Here is an 18,672-nt window from a genome sequence, read left to right as displayed (position 1 = left end):
CCGTCCACCCCCCGGAGGAACCGTGACCGAAACCAAGCCCGCGCCCGTCACCCTCCGGTGGCGCGGCGACCGGCGTCTCGACAAGGACATGTGGGACCTGCTGTGCGGGCCTGGCGGCGCGTTCGAGCGGCGTGTCGAGGACGTGCTGGGCGCGCCCGTCGAGGTGTTCGTCCAGCGGCCGCGCAGCATCCCGGCGATGCTCGCGGCGGCCGTCGAACGTGAGCCGGACACCGCCTATCTCGTCCTTGACGGGCCGGAGCCGGAGACGCTGACGTTCGCGGACACCGCACGGCTCGCGCGCGCTTATGCCGAGGTGCTGGCGGCGGAGTACGGGATCGGACGTGGTGACCGCGTCGCCGTCGCCGCGGCCAACGGCAGGGAACACCTGCTGCTGCTGTGGGGGACGCTCACGCTCGGCGCGGTCGCGGTCGGGCTGAACGGCTGGTGGGCGCCCGCCGAACTCGACCACGGGCTGCGGCTGACCGGTCCGAAGGCGGTGTTCGGGCTCGGCCGTCCGCTGGAGCGGCTGCGCGCGAGCGAGGCCGTCACGTCGGGGGAGTTCGCCGCGGCGTCGCTCGCCGACCTGCACGCCGCCGCCCTCGCGCTCGGTGAACCCGCGCGGGCCCTCACCGCGACGGAGATCGCCGAGGACGACCCCGCGCTCATCATGTTCACCAGCGGCACGACGAACCGGCCGAAGGGCGTCACCCTCTCGCACCGCAACGTCGTGCACTTCGGCATGTTCGGCGGCATCGGCGGCGCGGTCGCCGCGCTCACCGGCACGAAGCTGCGCCAGGTCCCGCCCGACCTGCAGCGCACCTCGATCCTCGCGAACCCGCTGTTCCACGTGTCCGGCGCGTGCGTCGCCCTCGCCAACGCCACGCTGTACGGCCTGCGCCTCATCATCCTCGAGCGCGGCAAATGGGACGCCGAACGCGCCCTTGAGGTCACCGACCGGTACCGCCTCACCCAGTGGACCGGCGTGCCCACCCACTTCTGGCGCATGCTCACCCACCCCGACTTCGACGCCTACCGCACCGACCAGGTGACCGTCATCGGCAGCGGCGGCGCGACCTTCGCCCCCGAACTCCTGCGCCTGTTCGCCCGCAAGATGCCGGGCCTCCAGATCACCAACGGCTACGGCATGACCGAGACCACGGGCTCCGGCACCTTCCTCAACGGCCCGGAAATGGACGGCCACCCCGCCTCAGTGGGTGCCGCCGCCCCGACCGTCGAGGTCCAGGTGCGCGACGAGTCCGGCGCCGTCCTCCCCGAAGGCCAGATAGGCGAAATCCACGTCCGCAGCGCCTCGGTCTTCCTCGGCTACTGGAACGACCCCGCCGCCACCTCCGCCGCCCTCACCCCCGACCGCTGGTACCGCTCCGGCGACTACGGCCGCATCTCCGACAACGTCCTCTACCTCGAAAGCCGCATGCGCGACCTCATCATCCGCGGCGGCGAGAACATCTACCCCATCGAAATCGAATACCGCCTCCTAGAACACCCCGCCATAACCGACGCCGCCGTCATCGGCGCCCCCCACCCTTCCCTAGGCCAAGAAGTAAAAGCCTTCATCGTCAAATCCCCCCACACCCCCCTAACCCCCACCGAAATCCGCACCTGGGTCTCCGCCACCCTGGCCGCCTTCAAAGTCCCCACCCACATAACCTTCCTCGACTCCCTCCCCTACAACGAAACCGGCAAAATCCTAAAACGCCACCTAGAAGCCCAAAACCCCTAACCCCACCAGAGCCCGCGGGTCTTCACGAGCCCGCACGGGCCGCGTGGACACGCAGCACGATGTCGTGACCGAGCGCCGGTTCGGTACGGGTGCTGAGACCGAGCTCCACGATGCGCCCGTCACGGGGATGCCATAGCCGGTCGGGTGAGGTCCGGCCGAGGAGCCGCCCGAGCCCGTCAATAGTGGGCTTCCAAAGGTTCTGCCAGGTGCGTCGCGACCCCACAAGGAAGCCGATGTGCAGGCGCAGCGGCCCCTCCGGCAGCGGCACGGCGTCAACAAGCTGCCGATCGATCTGCTCTTTTGGGTGCTGTCGCCTCGGCTCGCGGGCTGAATTCGGCGCGTGCCGTGCGCTGGAGCGCGGTGACCGCGGGTTAGTGGGGGCGGGTGGTGTGGTAGAGGTAGTGGAGGGGTGGGTCTTGGGGGTTGTCTGGGGGGAGGTTGCCTTCGGTTAGGCGGTGGTAGCCGGATTTTTCCAGGGAGCGCCAGGAGGGGCGGTTGGCGGCGACTATGGGGATGATGATGCAGGGGGTGGTGGGGTAGTCGTGCCAGAGTTGGGTGGTGGCGGCGTGGATCATGGCGGGGCCCAGGCCGCGGGCGGTGTTTTCGGGGGCGCCTATGAGGTAGTCGAGGGTTGCGGCGGCGGGAGGGATGGGGGTCAGGGCGTTGAGGAGGGCGAAGTCTTCGGGGTAGGAGGCCAGGAGGCAGCGTTGGACGATGCCTAGGGGGGTGTTGTCGAGGAGGGCTATGAAGTCTTCGGCGGGTTCCTCGTCGCGGGCGGTGGGGCCGAAGTCGCGGATGACGGCCTCGGGGGAGGGGTCGTGGTTCCACCAGCGGCGGACGTGGGGGGCGGCGAGCCACTGTCCGACGAGGGGGAAGTCGGGTTCGCGGAGGCGCCGGAACGTGATCATGCTGGTCTCCTCGTCGGCTGAGGGGTGGGGCGGCAGTATCGCAGGAGGAGGCGGGTTCACACACGCCATATTCGGAGGGTGTGGTCCTCGGAGGCGGTGACGAGGGTGCGGCCGTCGGGGGAGACGGTGAGGGAGGTGACGGAGTCGGTGTGGCCTGTTGCGGCGGGGCCCAGGGGGGCGCGGGTCCGGGGGTTCCAGAGGCGGAGGGTGTCGTCGTAGCCGCCGCTGGCCAGGCGGGCGCCGCTGAAGGCGAGGGCGTAGACGGGGGTCGGGCGATGGCCGGGGAGGACGGCGGCGGGCGCGTCGGTCGTGAGGTCGTGCAGGGCGATCGAGCCGCTGAAGGAGCCCGCGGCGAGGGACCGGCCGTCGGGGCTGAGCGCGAGGGAGATGAAGGAGTCGTCGGGGGCGGCGGTGATGGGCGGGGCGGTCTCGGTGCGGGTCGCGGTGTCCCAGCGTCGGATCGCGTCGGCGGCGCAGGTCACCAGGGTGCGGGCGTCGGGGGTGAACGCCAGGGCGTGGACGGCGTCGGCGTCGCCGGTCAGGGGTTCGCCGTCCGGCTCCCATGACGCGGTCCGCAGCAGCCGGACCACGCCGTCCGAGCCGCCGACGGCGAGCAGCCGCCCGTCGGGGCTGAACGCGAGGGACGTGACGGCGAGCGAGAACCCGTCGAGCACGCGTGACGTCCCGGCCCGGACGTCCCACAGCCGGATAGTCCCGTCGACGCCGCCGCTGGCGAGGGCGTGCGGGCCGAAGGCCACGGCGCGCAGCGGCTCGGTGTGCCCGGTGAGCGGCCCGCCGATCGGCGTCCCGGCCCGGGCGTCCCACAGCCGTACCGTCGCGTCGTCGGCGCAGGACGCGACGGTCGTCCCGTCGGGCGAGAACGCGACACCGCGCACGATCGCGTCGTGGCCGGTGAGCGGCGGCCCGAGCGGCCGTGCGACGGCGTCGGGCGGCCGCTCGGGCCGCGCCGTCCGCAGGCCCGACAGAAGGTGGGCGATCCCGAGGCCGCCCACCCCGAGCCAGCCGATCCCGACGAGCACGGCACGCCGCCCCGGCCCTGTTCCGCCACCCGATTTCCCCGTCACGCCCGGTGAGACGCCGCACCGCCGCCGGATGTTCCGGACTCCGCGTTTTACCGCCGGGTGGCACGATCCGGCCTTGATCCACACTTTCGCCGGGTGAACCGGCGCGGGGGAGGGGGCATCAGAAGAAGTGTCGGAGGGCTGAGCCAAATGGATGGGCAGCCGGGGGTCCAACCTCGGCCGAATGTAGGTTCGACTCCTACCGGCCCTGCTGGGAGACGGCGCGGGACCCGAGAGGGCCCGCGCCGTCGGCGTTCTCAGCCGCCGAGACCGCCCGAGAGCAGCTCGGCGAAGGCGGCGTCCTCACGCGCGCGGGCCGCGGTGACGGCCGCGCGGTGCGGCTCGGTGATGACCCGCTTCGTCGCCACCAGAGAAGACAGCGGCTTCTCCGCGAGCTCGCGGGCGAGCGCCATCGTCTCGGCCAGGACCTCCTCGGCGGGGCACGCCTTGAGCGCGAGCCCGTGCTCCACCGCCTCCTCGGCGGTCAGCGGGTGCCCGGCGAGCAGGACGAGGTTGGCGCGCTGCGCGCCGAGCCGCAGCGGCAGCAGGTAGCTGCTGGCCGCCTCGGGCGCGACCCCCATCGTGGTGAACGGCGCGCGCAGCTTCGCGCCCTCGGCGATGACGACGAGGTCGCAGTGCGCAAGCAGCGTCAGCCCGAGCCCGACCCCGCTGCCGTTGACGGCCGCGAGCAGCGGCTTGGGGAACGCGACGACGGAGTCCATCAGCAGCGGGAACCCCTTGCCCGACTCCCCGACGTCCTCGCCGGCCGCGTGCTTGCGCGCGATCTCGGCCATCTCGTTCAGGTCGGTGCCCGCGCTGAACACCGTCCCCTCCCCGGTCAGCACCACGACGTGCACCGACGGGTCCGCGGCGGCGGCGTCGAGCGCCGCGGCCGTCGCGCGGTACAGCTCCTCGTTGAAGGCGTTGCGGACGTCGGGGCGACGGAACGTCAGCAGCCTGACGGCGGCTTCGTCGGTGACGCCGAGCAGGTCGCTCATGATGCCCTCCCAGAGGCGGTGAGGCGGTCCACGAGGTCGTCGCGGTGCCGGTCGGAGGAGCCGAAGAGCGCCTGGACGCCCTTGGCCCTGCGGAAGTAGAGGTGGGCGGGGTGCTCCCAGGTGACGCCGACGCCGCCGTGCAGCTGGATCGCCTCGGTCGCGACCCGCGCGAACGCGTCGGCGCAGTACGCCTTGGCCAGTGACGCGGCCAGCGCCGCGTCGGGCGCGTGCGCGGCGGCGGCGAACAGCGCGTGGTGCGCGGCGGCCCGGGCGGACTCGACGTCGACGTACATGTGCGCGCACGCGTGCTGCACGGCCTGGAAGGAGCCGATCGGCTCGCCGAACTGCACCCTGTCCTCCACGTGCGACACCGTACGCTCAAGCAGGAACCGCGCGCCACCGACGGCTTCGGCGGCGAGCGCGGCGCACGCGTGGCCGAGCACGTCGGCGATGATCCCGGGCCCGTCCGCGCTGACGAGCGTCGCGGGGACGCCGGGGAAGTCGAGCCTGGCCAGCGGGCGTGCGGCGTCGAGGGTGCGCAGCGGGGTCGCGGTGAACTCGCGCGCCGCGTACAGGCCGAGCCCTCGCGCGGACCGCGCGGTGACCAGGACGAGATCGGCGCGCCCGCCGTCCAGCACGAGGTCCTTGCGCCCGCGCAGCACAGGCCCGTCAGGCCCGTCCTCGACGGTGACGCCGGCATCGGCCCCGCGCCGCTCCGCCTCCCCGAACGCGACCGCCGCGACCGTCGTCCCGTCGGCGATGCCCGGCAGATGGGCCGCCGACGCCGTCGCGTCGCCCGCCGCGAGCAGCGCCCGCACCGCAAGGACAGCCGACAAGTACGGCCCCGGATAAAGCGCGCGGCCCATCTCCTCAAGCACGATCCCGGTCTCGACGGGCCCGGCCCCCGCCCCGCCGAACTCCTCGGGCACGGCGAGCCCCTGAAGCCCGAGCTCACCGGCCATCCGCGCCCAGACGACGGGATCGTGCCCGGGCGCGGCGGCAAGGTGCCGGCGCACCTCGGCCTCGGAAGAGTGCTCGGCGAGGAACGCCCGCACGACGGACCGCAGCTCGTTCTGCTCGGCGGTGAACGACGGGTCCATCAGCCCTGCTTGAGGATCGGGGAGCGGGTGTTGGACGGCCACTGCGGCCGGTGGTAGCCGCGGAAGTGCAGCTCACCGCCGCGCAGCTCGCGGATGGTGAGGAAGTCGCCCTTGTAGCCGCGGTGGTCGTACTCGGCGAACGTCAGATAGCAGCCTGGCCCGCCGTTGGTGCAGGGCATCCACTTGATCTTCTCGAGGCCGATCTTGACCTCTTCGGGGATCGCGATGCGGGCGTTGGCGATGCCGTGCAGGGCGGCGCGCGCGGTGTCGTAGGACAGCGCGACGACGACGTTGCGGCTGACGCGTCCGAACCGGGCCTCGAAGCGCTCCAGCATCGCCTCGTAGTTGGGGTTCGCGCCGTCCTCGCCGAGCTGGTCGACCCCGTGCCAGCCTTCCAGGCCCTCGGCCCAGGCGTTGGAGTTGGAGTAGAACATGAACGCGGTGCCCATGAAGCGCGGCGGGTCCCAGTCGAGCGCCTTGAAGCCCTTGGCGAAGTGGAACGTGGAGTAGCCGTAGCCCATGTAGACGATCGCGTCGGCGCCCTGTTCGCGCATCGTCGCGAGGTGCCCGTCGAAGTTCCTTGGGTTGGGCCCGAGGCAGACTTCCTTGACGATTTCGAGGTCGTAGCGGCGTGCGGCGTCGCGGAAGTAGTCGGAGTACAGGTCGCCGGACGAGCCCTGCTCCCAGAAGAACCCGACCTTGGTGTGGCCGTTCTGGAAGCACCAGTCGGCGGCCATGACGCCCTCGGTGGGGATGTCGCCGTTGGCGACGGTGAAGCAGTACTCGCCGTGGAAGCGCGTCGTGCCCGTCCAGCCGAGCGCGGCGACGCCCGTCGCATTGACTGTCTTGCACAGGTTGACCGAGTTGTCGCTGATGAACGGGCCGATGACGACGACGCAGCCCTCGTCCACGAGCTTCTGGTAGCCCTTGCGCACCTTCAGGTAGTTCTCGCGCGGCAGGCCCCTGGCGTCGACGGTGACGATCTCGACCGGCCTGTCGTAGACGCCCTCGTTCAGCGCGTCCTCGACGGCGAGGATGATCGGGTCCATGAGGTCGGCGGTGAGCTGGCCGAGGTCCATGTCGATGAGCACGCCGATCTTGACGGGCTCGAACGGGTCGCCCTGGCCGACGACGCCGCGCGTCGGCGGGTAGACGACGATCGACTCGACGGGTTTCTCGCCGATCCGTCCGCTGCCCTGGTACCAGAGCTCGTTGACGTGCTCGCCGGCCGCCGTGTCGGTGCCGGAGCGGACCGAGGCGACCGCCCGGTCGGGCTCGGCGATCCCGTGGTCCACCGGCGCGGGGAACATCCGGTCCGCGTAGCGCGGGGCGTCCTGCTCGGACATGCAGCAACCTCCTCGTGCCGCCCGGGGCGGCTGTCCACACGGGTGCTAACTTATATTTAAAATATTATTTGCGACAAGGGAGGGCCCATGATCGAGGACTGGCGTGGCGTCGCCGACGAGCTCGAGATCCGCGGTGTCCTCGCCAGGGTCGCGCAGTACTCCGACACCGGTGACCTCGCCGACTACGCCGCCCTGTTCACCGAGGACGCCCGCTGGTCCATGGCCGGATGGCCGGAGAAGACCGGCCGCGCCGCGATCCGCGAGGCGGGCGCGGCACGCCGCGCCGAGGGGCAGACCGGGCCCGGCAGCGCCACCCGCCACCTCGTCGGCACCGTCGCGGTGGCGCTCGACGGCGACCGCGCGATCGCCGACTCCTACTGGCAGTTCTGGGTGGAGACCGCCTCCGCCGCACCCCGGCTGTTCTCGATGGGCGCCTACCGCGACACCCTCCACCGCACCGACCACGGCTGGAAGATCGCCGACCGCCTCATCACCCCCGGCTGACCCACCCCACCCCACCCCACCCCGCCCAGCGCGGCGTCCCCGGGGTCCTCACGTCGCGCCGCGTCGGCTCGCACAGTGCACCTCCCCGGGCTGATCACGTCGGGCGGATCCCGCGTCGACTCGCACGGCGCGCTGGGCCCATCGCCTCGGGCTGGCCCCGCGTCGGCTTGCACAGCGGAGCCTCGCCGGGTTAGACGGAGTAGCGCAGGAGCATGGTGGCGATGCAGGCGGGTTTGGGTGTGCCTTCGATCTGCCAGGTGAACCTGAGTCGGATCTGGAGGCCGCCCGGGATGTCCGTGGCGTCCTCGAGGTCCGCGCCTACGCGGATCTTGGAGTTGACGGGGACGGGGGAGGGGAAGCGGATGCGGTCGTAGCCGTAGTTGACGCCCATGCGCATGCCGTCGATCCGGTAGATCTCGCGGATCAGGCGCGGGCCGAGGGAGAGGGTGAGCAGGCCGTGCGCGATGGTGCCGCCGAAGGGTCCTGACGCGGCGCGCGCGGGGTCGACGTGGATCCACTGGTCGTCGCCGGTGAGGGCGGCGAACGCGTCGATGTCGGCCTGGGTGACCGTGCGGTACGGGCTGTGGCCGAGGTGCGTGCCGACGGCGGCGCGCACCTCCTCGACGCCGTTGAGGACGCGCATGGGATCTCCTCACTCAATAAAATATTAAAAAGAATGTATCAACTCGCCTCGCGCGGTCCAGGGTTAGGGTGCGGCTGTGACAGGAACGCGCGCGCATCCCGACACCCTCCCCGGCGTTCTCGAGCTGACCGCGCGGGAGCACCCGACCCGTCCCGCGGTCCGCGACCCGCGCCTCACCTACCCCGAACTCCTCGACGCCGCGGTGGACGCCGCGGCCGGGCTCGTCGGGCTTGGGGTGCGGCCCGGGGAGAGCGTCGGGATCTGGCTGCCGAACGGGCTGCCGTGGATCGTCGTCTCCTACGCGGCGCTGTGCGCGGGGGCGCGGCTCGTCCCGCTCAACACCCGGTACACCGCCACCGAGGCCGCCGACCTCGTCGCGCGGTCGGGCTGCCGCGTCGTCGTCGCCGGGGGAGCGGGCGCGGGCGGGCGCGACCTCGCGGACCTCGCCGCCGAGGCGGGCGCACCCCTCGTCGTCTCCCCTGACGACCTCACCGGCACGCCCGCCGACCGCGCGGAGGCCGTCCGGCGGATGGCGGCGCTGCGGCCCGACACCGTGAGCCACGTGCAGTACACCTCGGGCACGACGGGCCGTCCGAAGGGCGCGCTGCTGCGGCACGGCGGCCTTGTGGAGACCACCCGCGCCTGGGCGCGGATCACCGGGCTGCGCGCGGGCGACGTGTACCCGGTCGTCGCGCCGTTCGCGCACATCGGCGGGCACAAGACCGGCCTGCTGGCCTGCGCGGTCGCCGAGGCGGCGGTGATCCCCGTGCCGTCGCTCGATCCCGCGGCGCTCGCCGCGACGGTCGCCGCGCGCGGCGTCACGTTCCTCCAGGGGCCGCCCGCGCTGTTCCGCGCGCTGCTCGCCGAGCCGGGGATGCCGCGCGGCGTGGTGCGGGTCGCGGTGACGGGCGCTGCGGTGGTGCCGCGCGACCTCGTCGGCGCGCTGCGCGAGCGGCTCGGCGTCCGGCACGTGTTCACCGCCTACGGCCTCACCGAGGCGGGCGGCGTCTGCACGATGGGCCGCGCCGACGACCCGGTGACGGTGGTCGCCGAGACCGCGGGCCGCCCGATCCCGGGGACCGAGGTCCGCATCGACGCGCCGGACGGGCCGGGCGAGATCCTCGTGCGCGGCCCCGGCCTCATGTCCGGCTACCTCGACGACCCCGCCGCGACCGCCGAGGCGTTCGCCGACGGCTGGCTGCGCACCGGCGACGTCGGCGAGCTCGACGCCGCGGGCCGCCTGCGCGTCGTGGACCGGCTGAAGGACGTCGTCATCGTCGGTGGCCTCAACGTCTACCCCGCCGAGGTCGAGCATGTGCTGAGGGTCGCGGCGGGGGTGGGCGCGGCGGCCGTCGTCGGCATCCCGCACGACAGGCTGGGCGAGGTGCCCGCCGCGTTCGTCGTCGGCGGTGGTCCGGCCGAGGCGATCGTGGCACGCTGCGCCGCGCGTCTCGCGGCCTTCAAGGTGCCAAGGACGGTCTGGCACGTCGACGCGCTCCCGCTGACCGCCGCAGGAAAGGTCGACAAGGCTGCCCTCCGCCGCGCCGCACTCGACCGGCTCGCCGCCCCTTGAACCCCGCCGCAAGCACATGATTTATTATCTTTTATATAATTCCCCCACCCCGGAGGCTCGTGTGGAAACAGCGAACAAGGTCGCCGTCGTCGTGGGCGGCGGATCGGGCATGGGCCGCGCGACGGCCGAACTCCTCGCCGGCGCGGGGGCGAAGATCGCCATCCTCGACCTGCCGCACGGGCGCGGCCCCGAGGCGGCCAAGGAGATCGGCGCGACATTCCACGCCTGCGACGTCACCGACGAGCACGGCACCGAGGCCGCGCTCCAGGAGGCGGTCGACGCGCACGGCGCGCTGCACATCGCCGTCAACACCGCGGGCGGCGGCACGAGCAAGCGCACCATCGGACGCGACGGCCCCCTCCCGCTCGCCGACTTCCGCGCGATCGTGGAGCTCAACCTCGTCGGCACGTTCAACCTGAACCGCCTCCAAGCCTGGCACATGAGCAAGAACGAGCCGGAGGAGACCGGCGAGCGCGGCGTCATCGTCAACACCGCGTCGATCGCCGCGTTCGAGGGGCAGATCGGCCAGGTCGCCTACACCGCCGCCAAGGCCGGGATCGCGGGCATGAGCCTGACCATGGCCCGCGACCTCGGCAGCCTCGGCATCCGCGTCATGGCGATCGCGCCGAGCCTGTTCGCGACCGGCCTGCTCGAGGGCGCGCCGCAGGAGATCATCGACGTGCTCACCAGGGACGCCGCGTTCCCGCGCCGCGCCGGACGGCCGGAGGAGTACGCCTGGCTGGCCGAGTCGATCGTGCGCAACCCGATGCTGAACGGCCAGACCATCCGCCTCGACGGCGGCCAGCGCTTCGCGCCCAAGTAGGGAGACGACCGATGCCGGAAGCAGTCATCGTCGCCGTCGCGCGCACTCCGATAGGCAAGGCCCACAAGGGTTCCCTCGTGGACGTCGACGCGTTCGCCCTCGCCCGCACGGCCGTCGCGGCGGCCGTTGAGCGGTCGGGGTTGCCCGCCGACGAGATAGACGACCTCGTGCTCGCCGAGTCACTCCAGGGCGGTGGCGTCATCGCCAGGTATGTCGCGGTCGAGGCGGGGATGCCGCAGGTGCCGGGTCTCGCCGACAACCGGCACTGCGCGGCGGGGCTCAGCGCGCTGCAGATCGCGGCGGGTTCGATCCGTGCGGGGATGGATCGCGTGGTCGTCGCCGGAGGCACCGAAAGCCTCAGTTCGATGCCGCAGGGGTTGAAGTCCGTGCCCGCGTCGGCCCGCGAGTACAAGCCGTGGATGTCGCCGAGCCACCCCGCGACGCCCGAGGCCCCGGCGTTCGACATGGCGCTCACCGTGGGGGAGAACACCGCGCGGCTCGCCGGGGTCACCCGGGCCGAGGCCGACGCGTGGGCCGCGCGCTCGCACCAGAGGGCAGCGGCCTCGATAGCGCGCGGTGACTTCGCCGCGGAGATCACGCCGGTGACGCTGCCGGACGGGACGCTGTTCACCACCGACGAGCATCCGCGCGCCGACACGACCGCCGAGAGGCTCGCCGGGCTGCGGCTGCTGCACCCCGAGCTTGACGGCGCGGTCGTCACCGCGGGGAACTCGGCGGGGCTCAACGACGCGGCGGCCGCGCTCGTGGTCGTGTCCGACGACTACGCACGCGCGCACGGCCTCGCCCCGCTCGCCCGTGTCGTGTCGTGGGGCTCGGTCGGGGTCGAGCCAGAGCGGACGGGGCTCGCGCCGACCCTCGCGATCCCCAGAGCCCTGGACAGGGCGAACCTCAAGATCTCCGACATCGACCTTTTCGAGATCAATGAGGCGTTCGCGACGATGGCCGTGGCGTCAAGCCGCGCGCTCGGCCTCGACGAGGACGCCGTGAACGTCAACGGCAGCGGCTGCGGTCTCGGCCACCCCATCGCCGCGACGGGTGCGCGCATGGTCGTCACCATGCTCGGCGAGCTGCGGCGGCGCGGCGGGACGTTCGGCTGCGTGTCGATGTGCGCGGGCGGCGGCATGGGCTCGGCGCTGGTCCTCGAACTGCTCGGCGAAGGGTGACGCGCATGACGGACGGCAAGCCGACCCCGGCCGGGGAGGCCCGTGAGATCGTCGCGGCCTTCTGGACCGCCCTGTACGACCGCGACTGGGCCCGGTTGAAGACCTTCTTCACCCCGGAGTCGATCTACTACGACGTGCCCACCGGGCCCGGCGCGGCCGCGCGCGGGCCCGAGGGGATCGAGGCGCGCCTGAAGCTCGGCCTCGAACCCCTCGCGGGCTACGACCACGGCGCGGCGACCGTCGTCGCGTCCGACGGGCTCGTCGTCACCGAGCACGAGGAGCACTGGCGCTGGCCCACGGGCGAACGCGTCACGCTCCCCTTCGTCTCGGTCCAGCACGTGCGCGACGGCAGGATCACGCTGTGGCGCGACTACTGGGACCTCGGCACCCTCATGGCCGGCGCACCCCCCAACTGGCAGGACACCCTCGCCTCCGGCGACCTGTCCTGGATCGTGGACGTCACCGCCGAGATCTGAGCCCCGAGGAGGCGGCCCCCCTCACCCCGCCCTATCCCCGGGGTCAGGTGGGGAAGAGGCCGCGGGTGGTGAAGAGGGCGGCGACGAGGTCGCCCTGGGCTTTGAGCATGTGGGCGTAGGCGTCGGCGGCGGCTTCGCCGTCTCCGGCGCGGACCGCGGCGACGACCGCGCGGCTGCCTTCGCGCTCGACGTCTATCGCGCCGGGGACGAGGGCGAAGAAGTTGCCAGGGACGATGCCGACCATCGCGCGCAGTACGGCGCGCAGACGGGGGGAGCTGGCGGTGCCGAGGATGAGGCGGTCGAAGTCGCGGTTAAGGCGGGCGACCTCGGCGGGGTCGTCCTCGGCGGCGAGCTTTTCGCAGACGGCCGCAAGCCGCTCGACCAGCGCGGGGTCGCTGCGCTCGGTCGCGCGGCGTGCCGCGAATCCGTAGACGAGTCCGTAGAGCGCGTAGTGGTCGCGCACGGCCGCCTCGTCAAGCGCGCCGATGAACGCGCCGCGGTGCGGCCGGATCGTCACCCAGCCCTCGCGCTCCAGCGACAGCAGCGCCTCGCGGACGGGGATGCGGCTGACGCCCAGGGTCCGCGCGATCTCGTCCTGCGGGACCCGGTCGCCCTGGCGGAGCCGTCCGTCGAAGATGAGGCGGCGGATGTAGAGCGCTGCCTGTTCGCCGCTGCTGCGCCGGACCATCGCCTCACCGGGCGGCGGAAGCCGGGTCTCGGACGTCATCTTCGCTCCCTGTCGTCGGGGCCGCGTCGCAGGGCCGCCTTGACGCGCCGGACGCCCTCGGCGAAGCCGGGACGCTCGACCGACCAGCGCTGCGCGGTGAGTTCGAGCGCTGCGGCCTCCTCGGCGGTGTCCAGCGCGAGGCTCGCGGTGAGCGTCGCCTTGGCCCGCCGGACGAGCTCGGGGTCGCGCGCGGCGGCGCGTCCGGCGAGCCGCAGCGCGAGCGGTTCGAGTTCGGCGGCTGGCACGCACCGCCAGGCGAGACCGCGCGCGACGGCCTCCTCGCCGGTCAGCGCGTCACCGCACAGGACGAGCGCGGCCGCGCCCTGCGCGCCCGTCCGCGCCGCGAGCCGCCACAGGTGGCCGCCGCCCGGGTGGATGCCGACGTCGAGGAAGCGCGGGTCGAACCGCGCCTCGGGCGAGACGAGCACGACGTCGCAGGCCAGCGGCAGGTTGACCCCGGCCCCGACCGCCGCACCCCCGACCGCGGCGATCGTCGGCACCGGCGCGGCGGCGAGCCGTTCCATGCCCGCGTACATGTCGGCGAGGGGGACCGCACGGTTGAGCAGGCCGTCGAGCGAGCCGCCCGCGCAGAAGACCGGCGGCGCGGCGGCGAGGACGAGGGCGCGCGCCCCCCGCGCGAGCGCGGTCTCGACGGTCAGCGCGAGGTCATCACTGAGCGCCTTGGACAGCGCGTTGCGCCGTTCGGGATCGTTCAGCCGCAGGACCGCGACGCCGTCACACACCGTGAGCTCAACGAGGCCCGCCTCCGCGCTCACCGCCATGCGCCCCTCCTGTCGCTCACCAAGATTCTATTTTATACATAATCAAATCAACAATGCCGCGCCCACCGCAGGAGGAACGACCCGGGCTCCTCGCGACGCGACGCGACGCGACGGGGAGGCGCGTGCGGGACCTCGCCGACGGGGTCGCGGTCCGCCGCCCGGGTGGGTTTTCGAGGTCCTTTCCGGAAATGTCGTGTGCGTTTCAGGTGGGGATGGGCCGAACGAGAAATCCCAGGTCACGGTCGTGTGGATTCCTTAGGGATCGACGTTATTTCGGGTTTTGTACAGGTTTTCCCGGTAGGGTCGGGGCCCCTTTCCCCCACCGAAGGAAGCACAGTGGACATCGACGTCGTGCTGAAGGAGACCATGGCGATCGACGGCGCGCTCGGCGCTGCCCTTGTCGACTACGAGAACGGACGCTCGCTTGGGTCGCTCGGCGGCGGTCCGGCGCTCGACCTCGAGGTCGCCTCCGCGCACAACGCCGACGTGGTCCGCGCCAAGCTCCGCGCGATCCAGGCGCTCGGCCTTGACGACGTCATCGAGGACATCCTCATCTCGCTCGGCCGCCAGTACCACCTCATCCGCCTGTTCGGCGCGGAGGTCGGGCCGCTCTTCCTCTATGTCGCCCTCGACCGCGAGCGCTCCAACCTCGGTCTCGCCCGCTACGGCCTGCGCCAGGCCGAACGGCACATCACCCGGTCCTGACCCCGCCGCGCGCCCGCCGATCCCGGCGTCAGCCCGTGGCGTGAGCCCCGAACGGGTCTGGCGGGGGCGGTGGCCCGGTGTTAGGTTCCGATTAAAGAGACTTCTTCAAGAGGTCTCTTCAGTCGCTTGACCTCAGGGAGGGCTCCATGGGCCGGTTTCCGTTCCCCGTGCCGAACGGGTGGTTCGCCGTCGCGCGCGCCGAAGAGGTGGCGGTCGGGCAGGTGCGTCCCGCGCACTACTTCGGCAAGGACCTCGCGGTGTTCCGCACGGTGACGGGCGAGGCCCGCGTGGTCGACGCCTACTGCCCGCACCTCGGCGCGAACCTCGCCATTGGCGGCCGGGTCGAGGGCCAGCTCATCGAGTGCCCGTTCCACGCGTGGCGTTACGACGGCGTCAGCGGCAGGTGCGTCGACGTGCCCTACACCGACGCCGAGCCGTCGCCCAAGGCCAAGGTGCACGCCTATCCCGTGATCGAGCGGTTCGGCCTGATCTTCGCCTGGCACCACCTCGGCAAGGCAGACCCGTACATCCCGATGCCGGAGATGGCGGAGTTCGATGACGCCGAGTGGTCCGACCCGGTCTTCCACGAGTTCAAGTTCGCGACGTGCTGCCAGGAGATGGCCGAGAACAACGCGGACTACGTCCACTTCAAGTACGTGCACGGCATGGAGTCGGTCCCCGGCGGAGACGTCGGCTATGACGGGTTCGTGAAGACCGTCACCGAACGTCAGGAGTTCAAGAGCAAGAGCGGCAAGGTCCACGCGCTCGACTTCGTGCGCAAGTCGTACGGACTCGGGCTCGGCGCGCTGCGGCTCAAGGGCGTGATGTCGTTCGTGTCGTCGGTGACCCCGGTCGACACCGAGAACGTGCACATCCGCTGGGTGTTCACCTTCCCCAGGTCGATGGAGGCGTTCTCGGCGAAGATGATCAACACCTTCGTTGAGGCGATCGCCGAGGACGTCCCGATCTGGGAGAACAAGATCTACGTCGAGAAGCCGCTGCTCATCAAGGGCGACGGGCCGATCATCGAGTTCCGGCACTGGGCAAGGCAGTTCTATGGTGAGGACGTGCCCGCGAGCGCGTGGGCGCCGAACCGGGTCAAGCGGCTGGAAGAGAGCGGTGTCTGAGCGACGGACGAGCGCGCGCGGCGCGGAGACGCGGGAACGCCTCCTCGACGCCGCCGAAAGGCTCATGGCCGAACGCGGGATCAGCGGGGTCTCGCTCAACGAGATCAACACGGCGGCGGGGCAGCGCAACACCGCCGCCCTGCACTACCACTTCGGCGGGCGCGAGGAGCTGGTCAGGGCGATCCTGCGGCGTCACGGGGCGTGGCTGCGGGCCCGTCACGACGAGTTGTACGCGGCGTTGGACGGGCGCGAGCCCTCGACAAGGGAGCTCGTTGAGGTGATCATCGCGCCGGTCGCCGAGTACGTCGCGGTCGGGCCGAGCGCGCGGGCGGCGGTCCGGATCTGGGTGTCGGCGACGAACCGGCCGGAGCTCGCGGTCGAGGAGATCCAGGGCCTCGTGGACGCCACCCTGACACGGGCCGCGCGCGTGCTCATCGCGCGGATGGCCGAGGGGATGCCGCGTCCGCTGGCTGTCGCGCGGCTGGTCACCGCCGCGCAGGCCGCGCTGCACGTGCTGGCCGACCGCGCGGTCCTCGAGGACGCGCCCGAGCGGCGGCGCGATCTGCTGCCGCTGCCGCTCGTCGCGGCGAACCTCATCGACATGACGGTCGCCGCGCTCACCGCGCCGGTCAGCCCGCAGACCCTGCGCGCGGCGGCCGACGCCCTCGACCCCGCCTCGGCCTGACGACCCGTGCCCCTTCACCGGGGCCGGATCAGGATCGTAGGATGTATATAGAATCTATTATAAAGGAGGCGTTATGACCGAGCAGTCACTGGCTCCGGACGTCCTCGCCGAGCGCCTGGCGAAGATCCCGAGGCTCATCGACGTTGACGCGCACGTCGTGGAACCGGCGAATCTGTGGACGTCGCGCCTCCCGGCGCGGCTGCGCGAGGCGGGACCGCGCATCGAGTACGCGCCGGCCGGAGACGTCCGCCTCGTGGACGGCCGCTACGTGGAGACCCCCGGCACCGAGGGGCCCGACGTCGCCTGGTGGGTGTACGAGGACACCAGGTCGCAGATCAAGAAGTACATCGCCGCCGCCGGGGTGCCCGCCGACGAGGTCACGAACGAGGGCATCACCTACGACGACATGCGCCCCGGCTGCTGGATACCGGCCGAACGGCTCGCCGACATGGACGTCAACGGGGTCGAGGCGCAGATGTGCTTCCCCAACTACGTGCGGTTCTGCGGGCAGATCTTCCTGTGGGGCAAGGACAAGGAACTGTCCCTCGCCGCCGTCCGCGCCTACAACGACTGGATGGTCGAGGAGTGGTGCGGCGGCAGCGGCGGCCGTCTCATCCCGCTGTGTCTCGTGCCGCTGTGGGACGTCGACCTAGCGGTCGCGGAAGTGCGCCGTAACGCCGCCCGTGGGGTCCGGGCTGTGGCGTTCTCGGAGCTGCCGTCCTACCTTGGGCTGCCCAGCCTGCACTCGGGCTACTGGGACCCGTTCTTCGCGGCGTGCCAGGAGACCGGCACCGTCCTTTCGATGCACATCGGCTCGGGCACCAAGACCCCGCAGACCTCCCCGGACGCCCCCGGCGCGGTCGGCGCGACGATCATCTTCGGCAACAGCGTCGCCAGCATGACCGACTTCCTGTTCTCCGGCGTCCTGCACCGCTTCCCGACCCTGAAGCTGCTGTACGCCGAGGCGCAGATCGGCTGGATCCCCTACCTGCTCGAGCGGATCGACGACGTCTGGGAGACGCACAAGGGCTGGTCGGGCGGTCAGCTGAACTGCCCGGAGAAGCCGTCGACGTACTACTACCGGCAGATCACGAGCTGCTTCTTCAAGGACGCCGTCGGCGTCGAGCTGCTCGACAAGGTCGGCCTCGACAACGTCACGTTCGAGACCGACTACCCCCACCAGGACGGCACATGGCCGCGCTCCCGCGAGGAGGCGGCGCTCCAGTACGGCCACCTCGACCAGCGGTCCATCAACAAGATCGCACGCGGCAACGCCATCCGCCTCCTCGGCCTCGACCTCCCCGCCTCATGACGGATTCGTCGTGCGCGAACCCGCTGCGCTCGCGCACGACGTTCCGGTTCGCCCGCGGCGACGGGGTGTGCGAGGCTGCCTGAGGCGTCCCCGCCCAACACGGAGAGACGAAGATCATGACGAGTTGGAACACGGGGCGTAACATGGATATCTTATTCTCTATAGAAGAGACGGCGATAGGTCGTCGGGTCTGTAGGGGGATGAGGACGATGGCACGCCGGCGCGAAGCAGTTGTGGCGTTGCCTCCGGAGGAGGAGAAGGTCGCTTTGCCGGGCGAGAACCTGGCGCGGCTGAGCAGTGGTGAGCAGGTGCGGCTTTATGTGCGGCGGCTCATCTTCGACGGGGTGCTGCGGCCCGGCTCGCGCATCCCGCAGGGCGCGATCGCCGAGACGCTCGGGGTGTCCCGCATCCCGGTCCGTGAGGCGCTGATCGCGCTGGAGCGCGAGGGCTGGACGACGATCGTCCCGCACCGCGGCGCTTTTGTGAACGCGCTGGACGAGCCGTCCGTGCGCGACCACTACGAGCTGTACGGCATGTTCTACGGGTTCGGCGTACGCCGAGCCGTCGAGCGGCGCGGCCCGTCCCTCGGCGAGGCGCTGAAGCCGATCCAGGACGGCATCATGGCGGCCAAGGACCCTGGCACGCTGCACTGCCTGACCATGGACTTCCACCGGACGGTCATCGACGCCGCCAACTCGCCCCGCCTGCGCACGATGCTCCGCCAGATGACCGACATCGTGCCCGGCAACTTCTTCGAGCTCGTCCCCGGCGCTGACGCCGTCGAGCGCGTGGGCACCGCCGCGATCCTCACCGCGATCGAGCGCAACTACGCCGAGATCGCCGAGCGCGAGTACGCCACGATGCTCCGCCGCCAGGGCGACCTCGTGGTCGACCTGTTCAAGGCGCGCGGCATCTTCGACGTCACCGAGCCCGACGACGCGGCCGAGTGACCTGGC

At 71.7% G+C, this 18,672-nt stretch carries 20 protein-coding genes and 1 tRNA gene; 12 read left to right on the top strand and 9 right to left on the bottom strand.

Annotated elements, in window-relative coordinates:
• Positions 1–22: 22 nt before the first annotated feature.
• Positions 23–1,741 carry a class I adenylate-forming enzyme family protein gene (locus R9X44_RS14395; protein ID WP_319814629.1) on the top strand — a complete coding sequence of 573 codons (1,719 nt, stop codon included), beginning with the start codon at positions 23–25 and terminating at the stop codon, positions 1,739–1,741.
• A gap of 22 nt (positions 1,742–1,763) precedes the next feature.
• Here the strand turns inward: R9X44_RS14395 and R9X44_RS14390 are convergent, their stop codons facing one another.
• The 3 genes from R9X44_RS14390 to R9X44_RS14380 all read right to left on the bottom strand — a co-directional run bounded on the left by R9X44_RS14390 (position 1,764) and on the right by R9X44_RS14380 (position 3,689).
• Positions 1,764–2,009, bottom strand: coding sequence for a hypothetical protein (locus R9X44_RS14390; protein ID WP_319814628.1), 246 nt, complete (start codon positions 2,007–2,009; stop codon positions 1,764–1,766).
• A gap of 103 nt (positions 2,010–2,112) precedes the next feature.
• On the bottom strand, positions 2,113–2,649 hold the full coding sequence (locus R9X44_RS14385; RefSeq protein ID WP_319814627.1) for a GNAT family N-acetyltransferase: 537 nt from the start codon (positions 2,647–2,649) through the stop codon (positions 2,113–2,115).
• Between the two features lie 56 nt (positions 2,650–2,705).
• Entirely contained in the window at positions 2,706–3,689 is a 984-nt protein-coding gene (locus R9X44_RS14380; protein ID WP_319814626.1) for a WD40 repeat domain-containing protein, read from the bottom strand.
• A gap of 179 nt (positions 3,690–3,868) precedes the next feature.
• On the opposite strand from R9X44_RS14380, the gene R9X44_RS14375 reads away from it, so the two are divergent.
• A tRNA-Trp gene (locus R9X44_RS14375) sits at positions 3,869–3,942 on the top strand.
• Between the two features lie 46 nt (positions 3,943–3,988).
• Here R9X44_RS14375 and R9X44_RS14370 read toward each other — a convergent pair.
• From R9X44_RS14370 to R9X44_RS14360, 3 genes are read right to left on the bottom strand one after another with little or no spacing between them, the layout of a single operon-like run.
• Entirely contained in the window at positions 3,989–4,729 is a 741-nt protein-coding gene (locus R9X44_RS14370; RefSeq protein WP_319814625.1) for an enoyl-CoA hydratase/isomerase family protein, read from the bottom strand.
• Positions 4,726–5,829 carry an acyl-CoA dehydrogenase family protein gene (locus tag R9X44_RS14365; RefSeq protein ID WP_319814624.1) on the bottom strand — a complete coding sequence of 368 codons (1,104 nt, stop codon included), beginning with the start codon at positions 5,827–5,829 and terminating at the stop codon, positions 4,726–4,728. The genes R9X44_RS14370 and R9X44_RS14365 overlap by 4 nt, the downstream gene beginning before the upstream one ends.
• Positions 5,829–7,175 (bottom strand): ABC transporter substrate-binding protein, encoded by a 1,347-nt coding sequence (locus R9X44_RS14360; RefSeq protein ID WP_319814623.1) that lies wholly within the window; start codon positions 7,173–7,175, stop codon positions 5,829–5,831. The genes R9X44_RS14365 and R9X44_RS14360 overlap by 1 nt, the downstream gene beginning before the upstream one ends.
• 87 nt (positions 7,176–7,262) lie before the next feature.
• On the opposite strand from R9X44_RS14360, the gene R9X44_RS14355 reads away from it, so the two are divergent.
• The gene (locus R9X44_RS14355) at positions 7,263–7,679 is read left to right on the top strand and encodes a nuclear transport factor 2 family protein (RefSeq protein WP_319814622.1); all 417 of its coding nucleotides are present in this window, start codon (positions 7,263–7,265) and stop codon (positions 7,677–7,679) included.
• Positions 7,680–7,869: 190 nt separating this feature from the next.
• Here R9X44_RS14355 and R9X44_RS14350 read toward each other — a convergent pair whose 3' ends face one another.
• A complete protein-coding gene (locus R9X44_RS14350) occupies positions 7,870–8,322 on the bottom strand; it encodes a MaoC family dehydratase (protein ID WP_319814621.1) in 453 nt (150 codons plus the stop codon).
• Positions 8,323–8,398: 76 nt separating this feature from the next.
• Here R9X44_RS14350 and R9X44_RS14345 point away from each other — a divergent pair, with 76 nt between their 5' ends.
• The 4 genes from R9X44_RS14345 to R9X44_RS14330 all read left to right on the top strand — a co-directional run bounded on the left by R9X44_RS14345 (position 8,399) and on the right by R9X44_RS14330 (position 12,378).
• Positions 8,399–9,895 carry an AMP-binding protein gene (locus R9X44_RS14345; protein ID WP_319814620.1) on the top strand — a complete coding sequence of 499 codons (1,497 nt, stop codon included), beginning with the start codon at positions 8,399–8,401 and terminating at the stop codon, positions 9,893–9,895.
• A 61-nt stretch (positions 9,896–9,956) separates the two neighbouring features.
• On the top strand, positions 9,957–10,718 hold the full coding sequence (locus R9X44_RS14340) for an SDR family NAD(P)-dependent oxidoreductase (protein ID WP_319814619.1): 762 nt from the start codon (positions 9,957–9,959) through the stop codon (positions 10,716–10,718).
• Between the two features lie 11 nt (positions 10,719–10,729).
• Complete coding sequence (locus R9X44_RS14335) at positions 10,730–11,902, top strand: thiolase family protein (protein WP_319814618.1); 1,173 nt, start codon at positions 10,730–10,732, stop codon at positions 11,900–11,902.
• Between the two features lie 5 nt (positions 11,903–11,907).
• Positions 11,908–12,378, top strand: a complete 471-nt coding sequence (locus R9X44_RS14330) for a nuclear transport factor 2 family protein (RefSeq protein WP_319814617.1) — start codon at positions 11,908–11,910, stop codon at positions 12,376–12,378.
• A gap of 43 nt (positions 12,379–12,421) precedes the next feature.
• On the opposite strand, the gene R9X44_RS14325 is transcribed toward R9X44_RS14330, so the two are convergent.
• Both R9X44_RS14325 and R9X44_RS14320 read right to left on the bottom strand, forming a co-directional pair.
• Complete coding sequence (locus R9X44_RS14325) at positions 12,422–13,105, bottom strand: GntR family transcriptional regulator (protein WP_319814616.1); 684 nt, start codon at positions 13,103–13,105, stop codon at positions 12,422–12,424.
• Entirely contained in the window at positions 13,102–13,887 is a 786-nt protein-coding gene (locus tag R9X44_RS14320; protein WP_319814615.1) for an enoyl-CoA hydratase-related protein, read from the bottom strand. The genes R9X44_RS14325 and R9X44_RS14320 overlap by 4 nt, the downstream gene beginning before the upstream one ends.
• A 366-nt stretch (positions 13,888–14,253) precedes the next feature.
• Here R9X44_RS14320 and R9X44_RS14315 point away from each other — a divergent pair, with 366 nt between their 5' ends.
• From R9X44_RS14315 to R9X44_RS14295, 5 genes are all read left to right on the top strand, one after another.
• A complete protein-coding gene (locus R9X44_RS14315) occupies positions 14,254–14,592 on the top strand; it encodes a hypothetical protein (RefSeq protein ID WP_413774949.1) in 339 nt (112 codons plus the stop codon).
• Between the two features lie 146 nt (positions 14,593–14,738).
• Positions 14,739–15,719 (top strand): Rieske 2Fe-2S domain-containing protein, encoded by a 981-nt coding sequence (locus R9X44_RS14310; RefSeq protein ID WP_319814613.1) that lies wholly within the window; start codon positions 14,739–14,741, stop codon positions 15,717–15,719.
• Positions 15,712–16,404: a TetR/AcrR family transcriptional regulator gene (locus R9X44_RS14305; RefSeq protein WP_319814612.1), complete on the top strand. Its 693-nt coding sequence runs from the start codon at positions 15,712–15,714 to the stop codon at positions 16,402–16,404. The genes R9X44_RS14310 and R9X44_RS14305 overlap by 8 nt, the downstream gene beginning before the upstream one ends.
• Positions 16,405–16,477: 73 nt before the next feature.
• A complete protein-coding gene (locus tag R9X44_RS14300; protein ID WP_319814611.1) occupies positions 16,478–17,716 on the top strand; it encodes an amidohydrolase family protein in 1,239 nt (412 codons plus the stop codon).
• Between the two features lie 209 nt (positions 17,717–17,925).
• Positions 17,926–18,666, top strand: coding sequence for a GntR family transcriptional regulator (locus R9X44_RS14295; RefSeq protein ID WP_319814610.1), 741 nt, complete (start codon positions 17,926–17,928; stop codon positions 18,664–18,666).
• The last annotated feature ends 6 nt before the right edge of the window (positions 18,667–18,672 follow it).

It is taken from the genome of Actinocorallia sp. A-T 12471 (assembly GCF_033875155.1).
In the GTDB taxonomy this organism is placed as follows: Bacteria; Actinomycetota; Actinomycetes; order Streptosporangiales; family Streptosporangiaceae; genus Actinocorallia.
The sequence above is the reverse complement of the archived record's forward strand: the minus strand, read 5'-3'. Positions and strand labels throughout refer to the sequence as shown.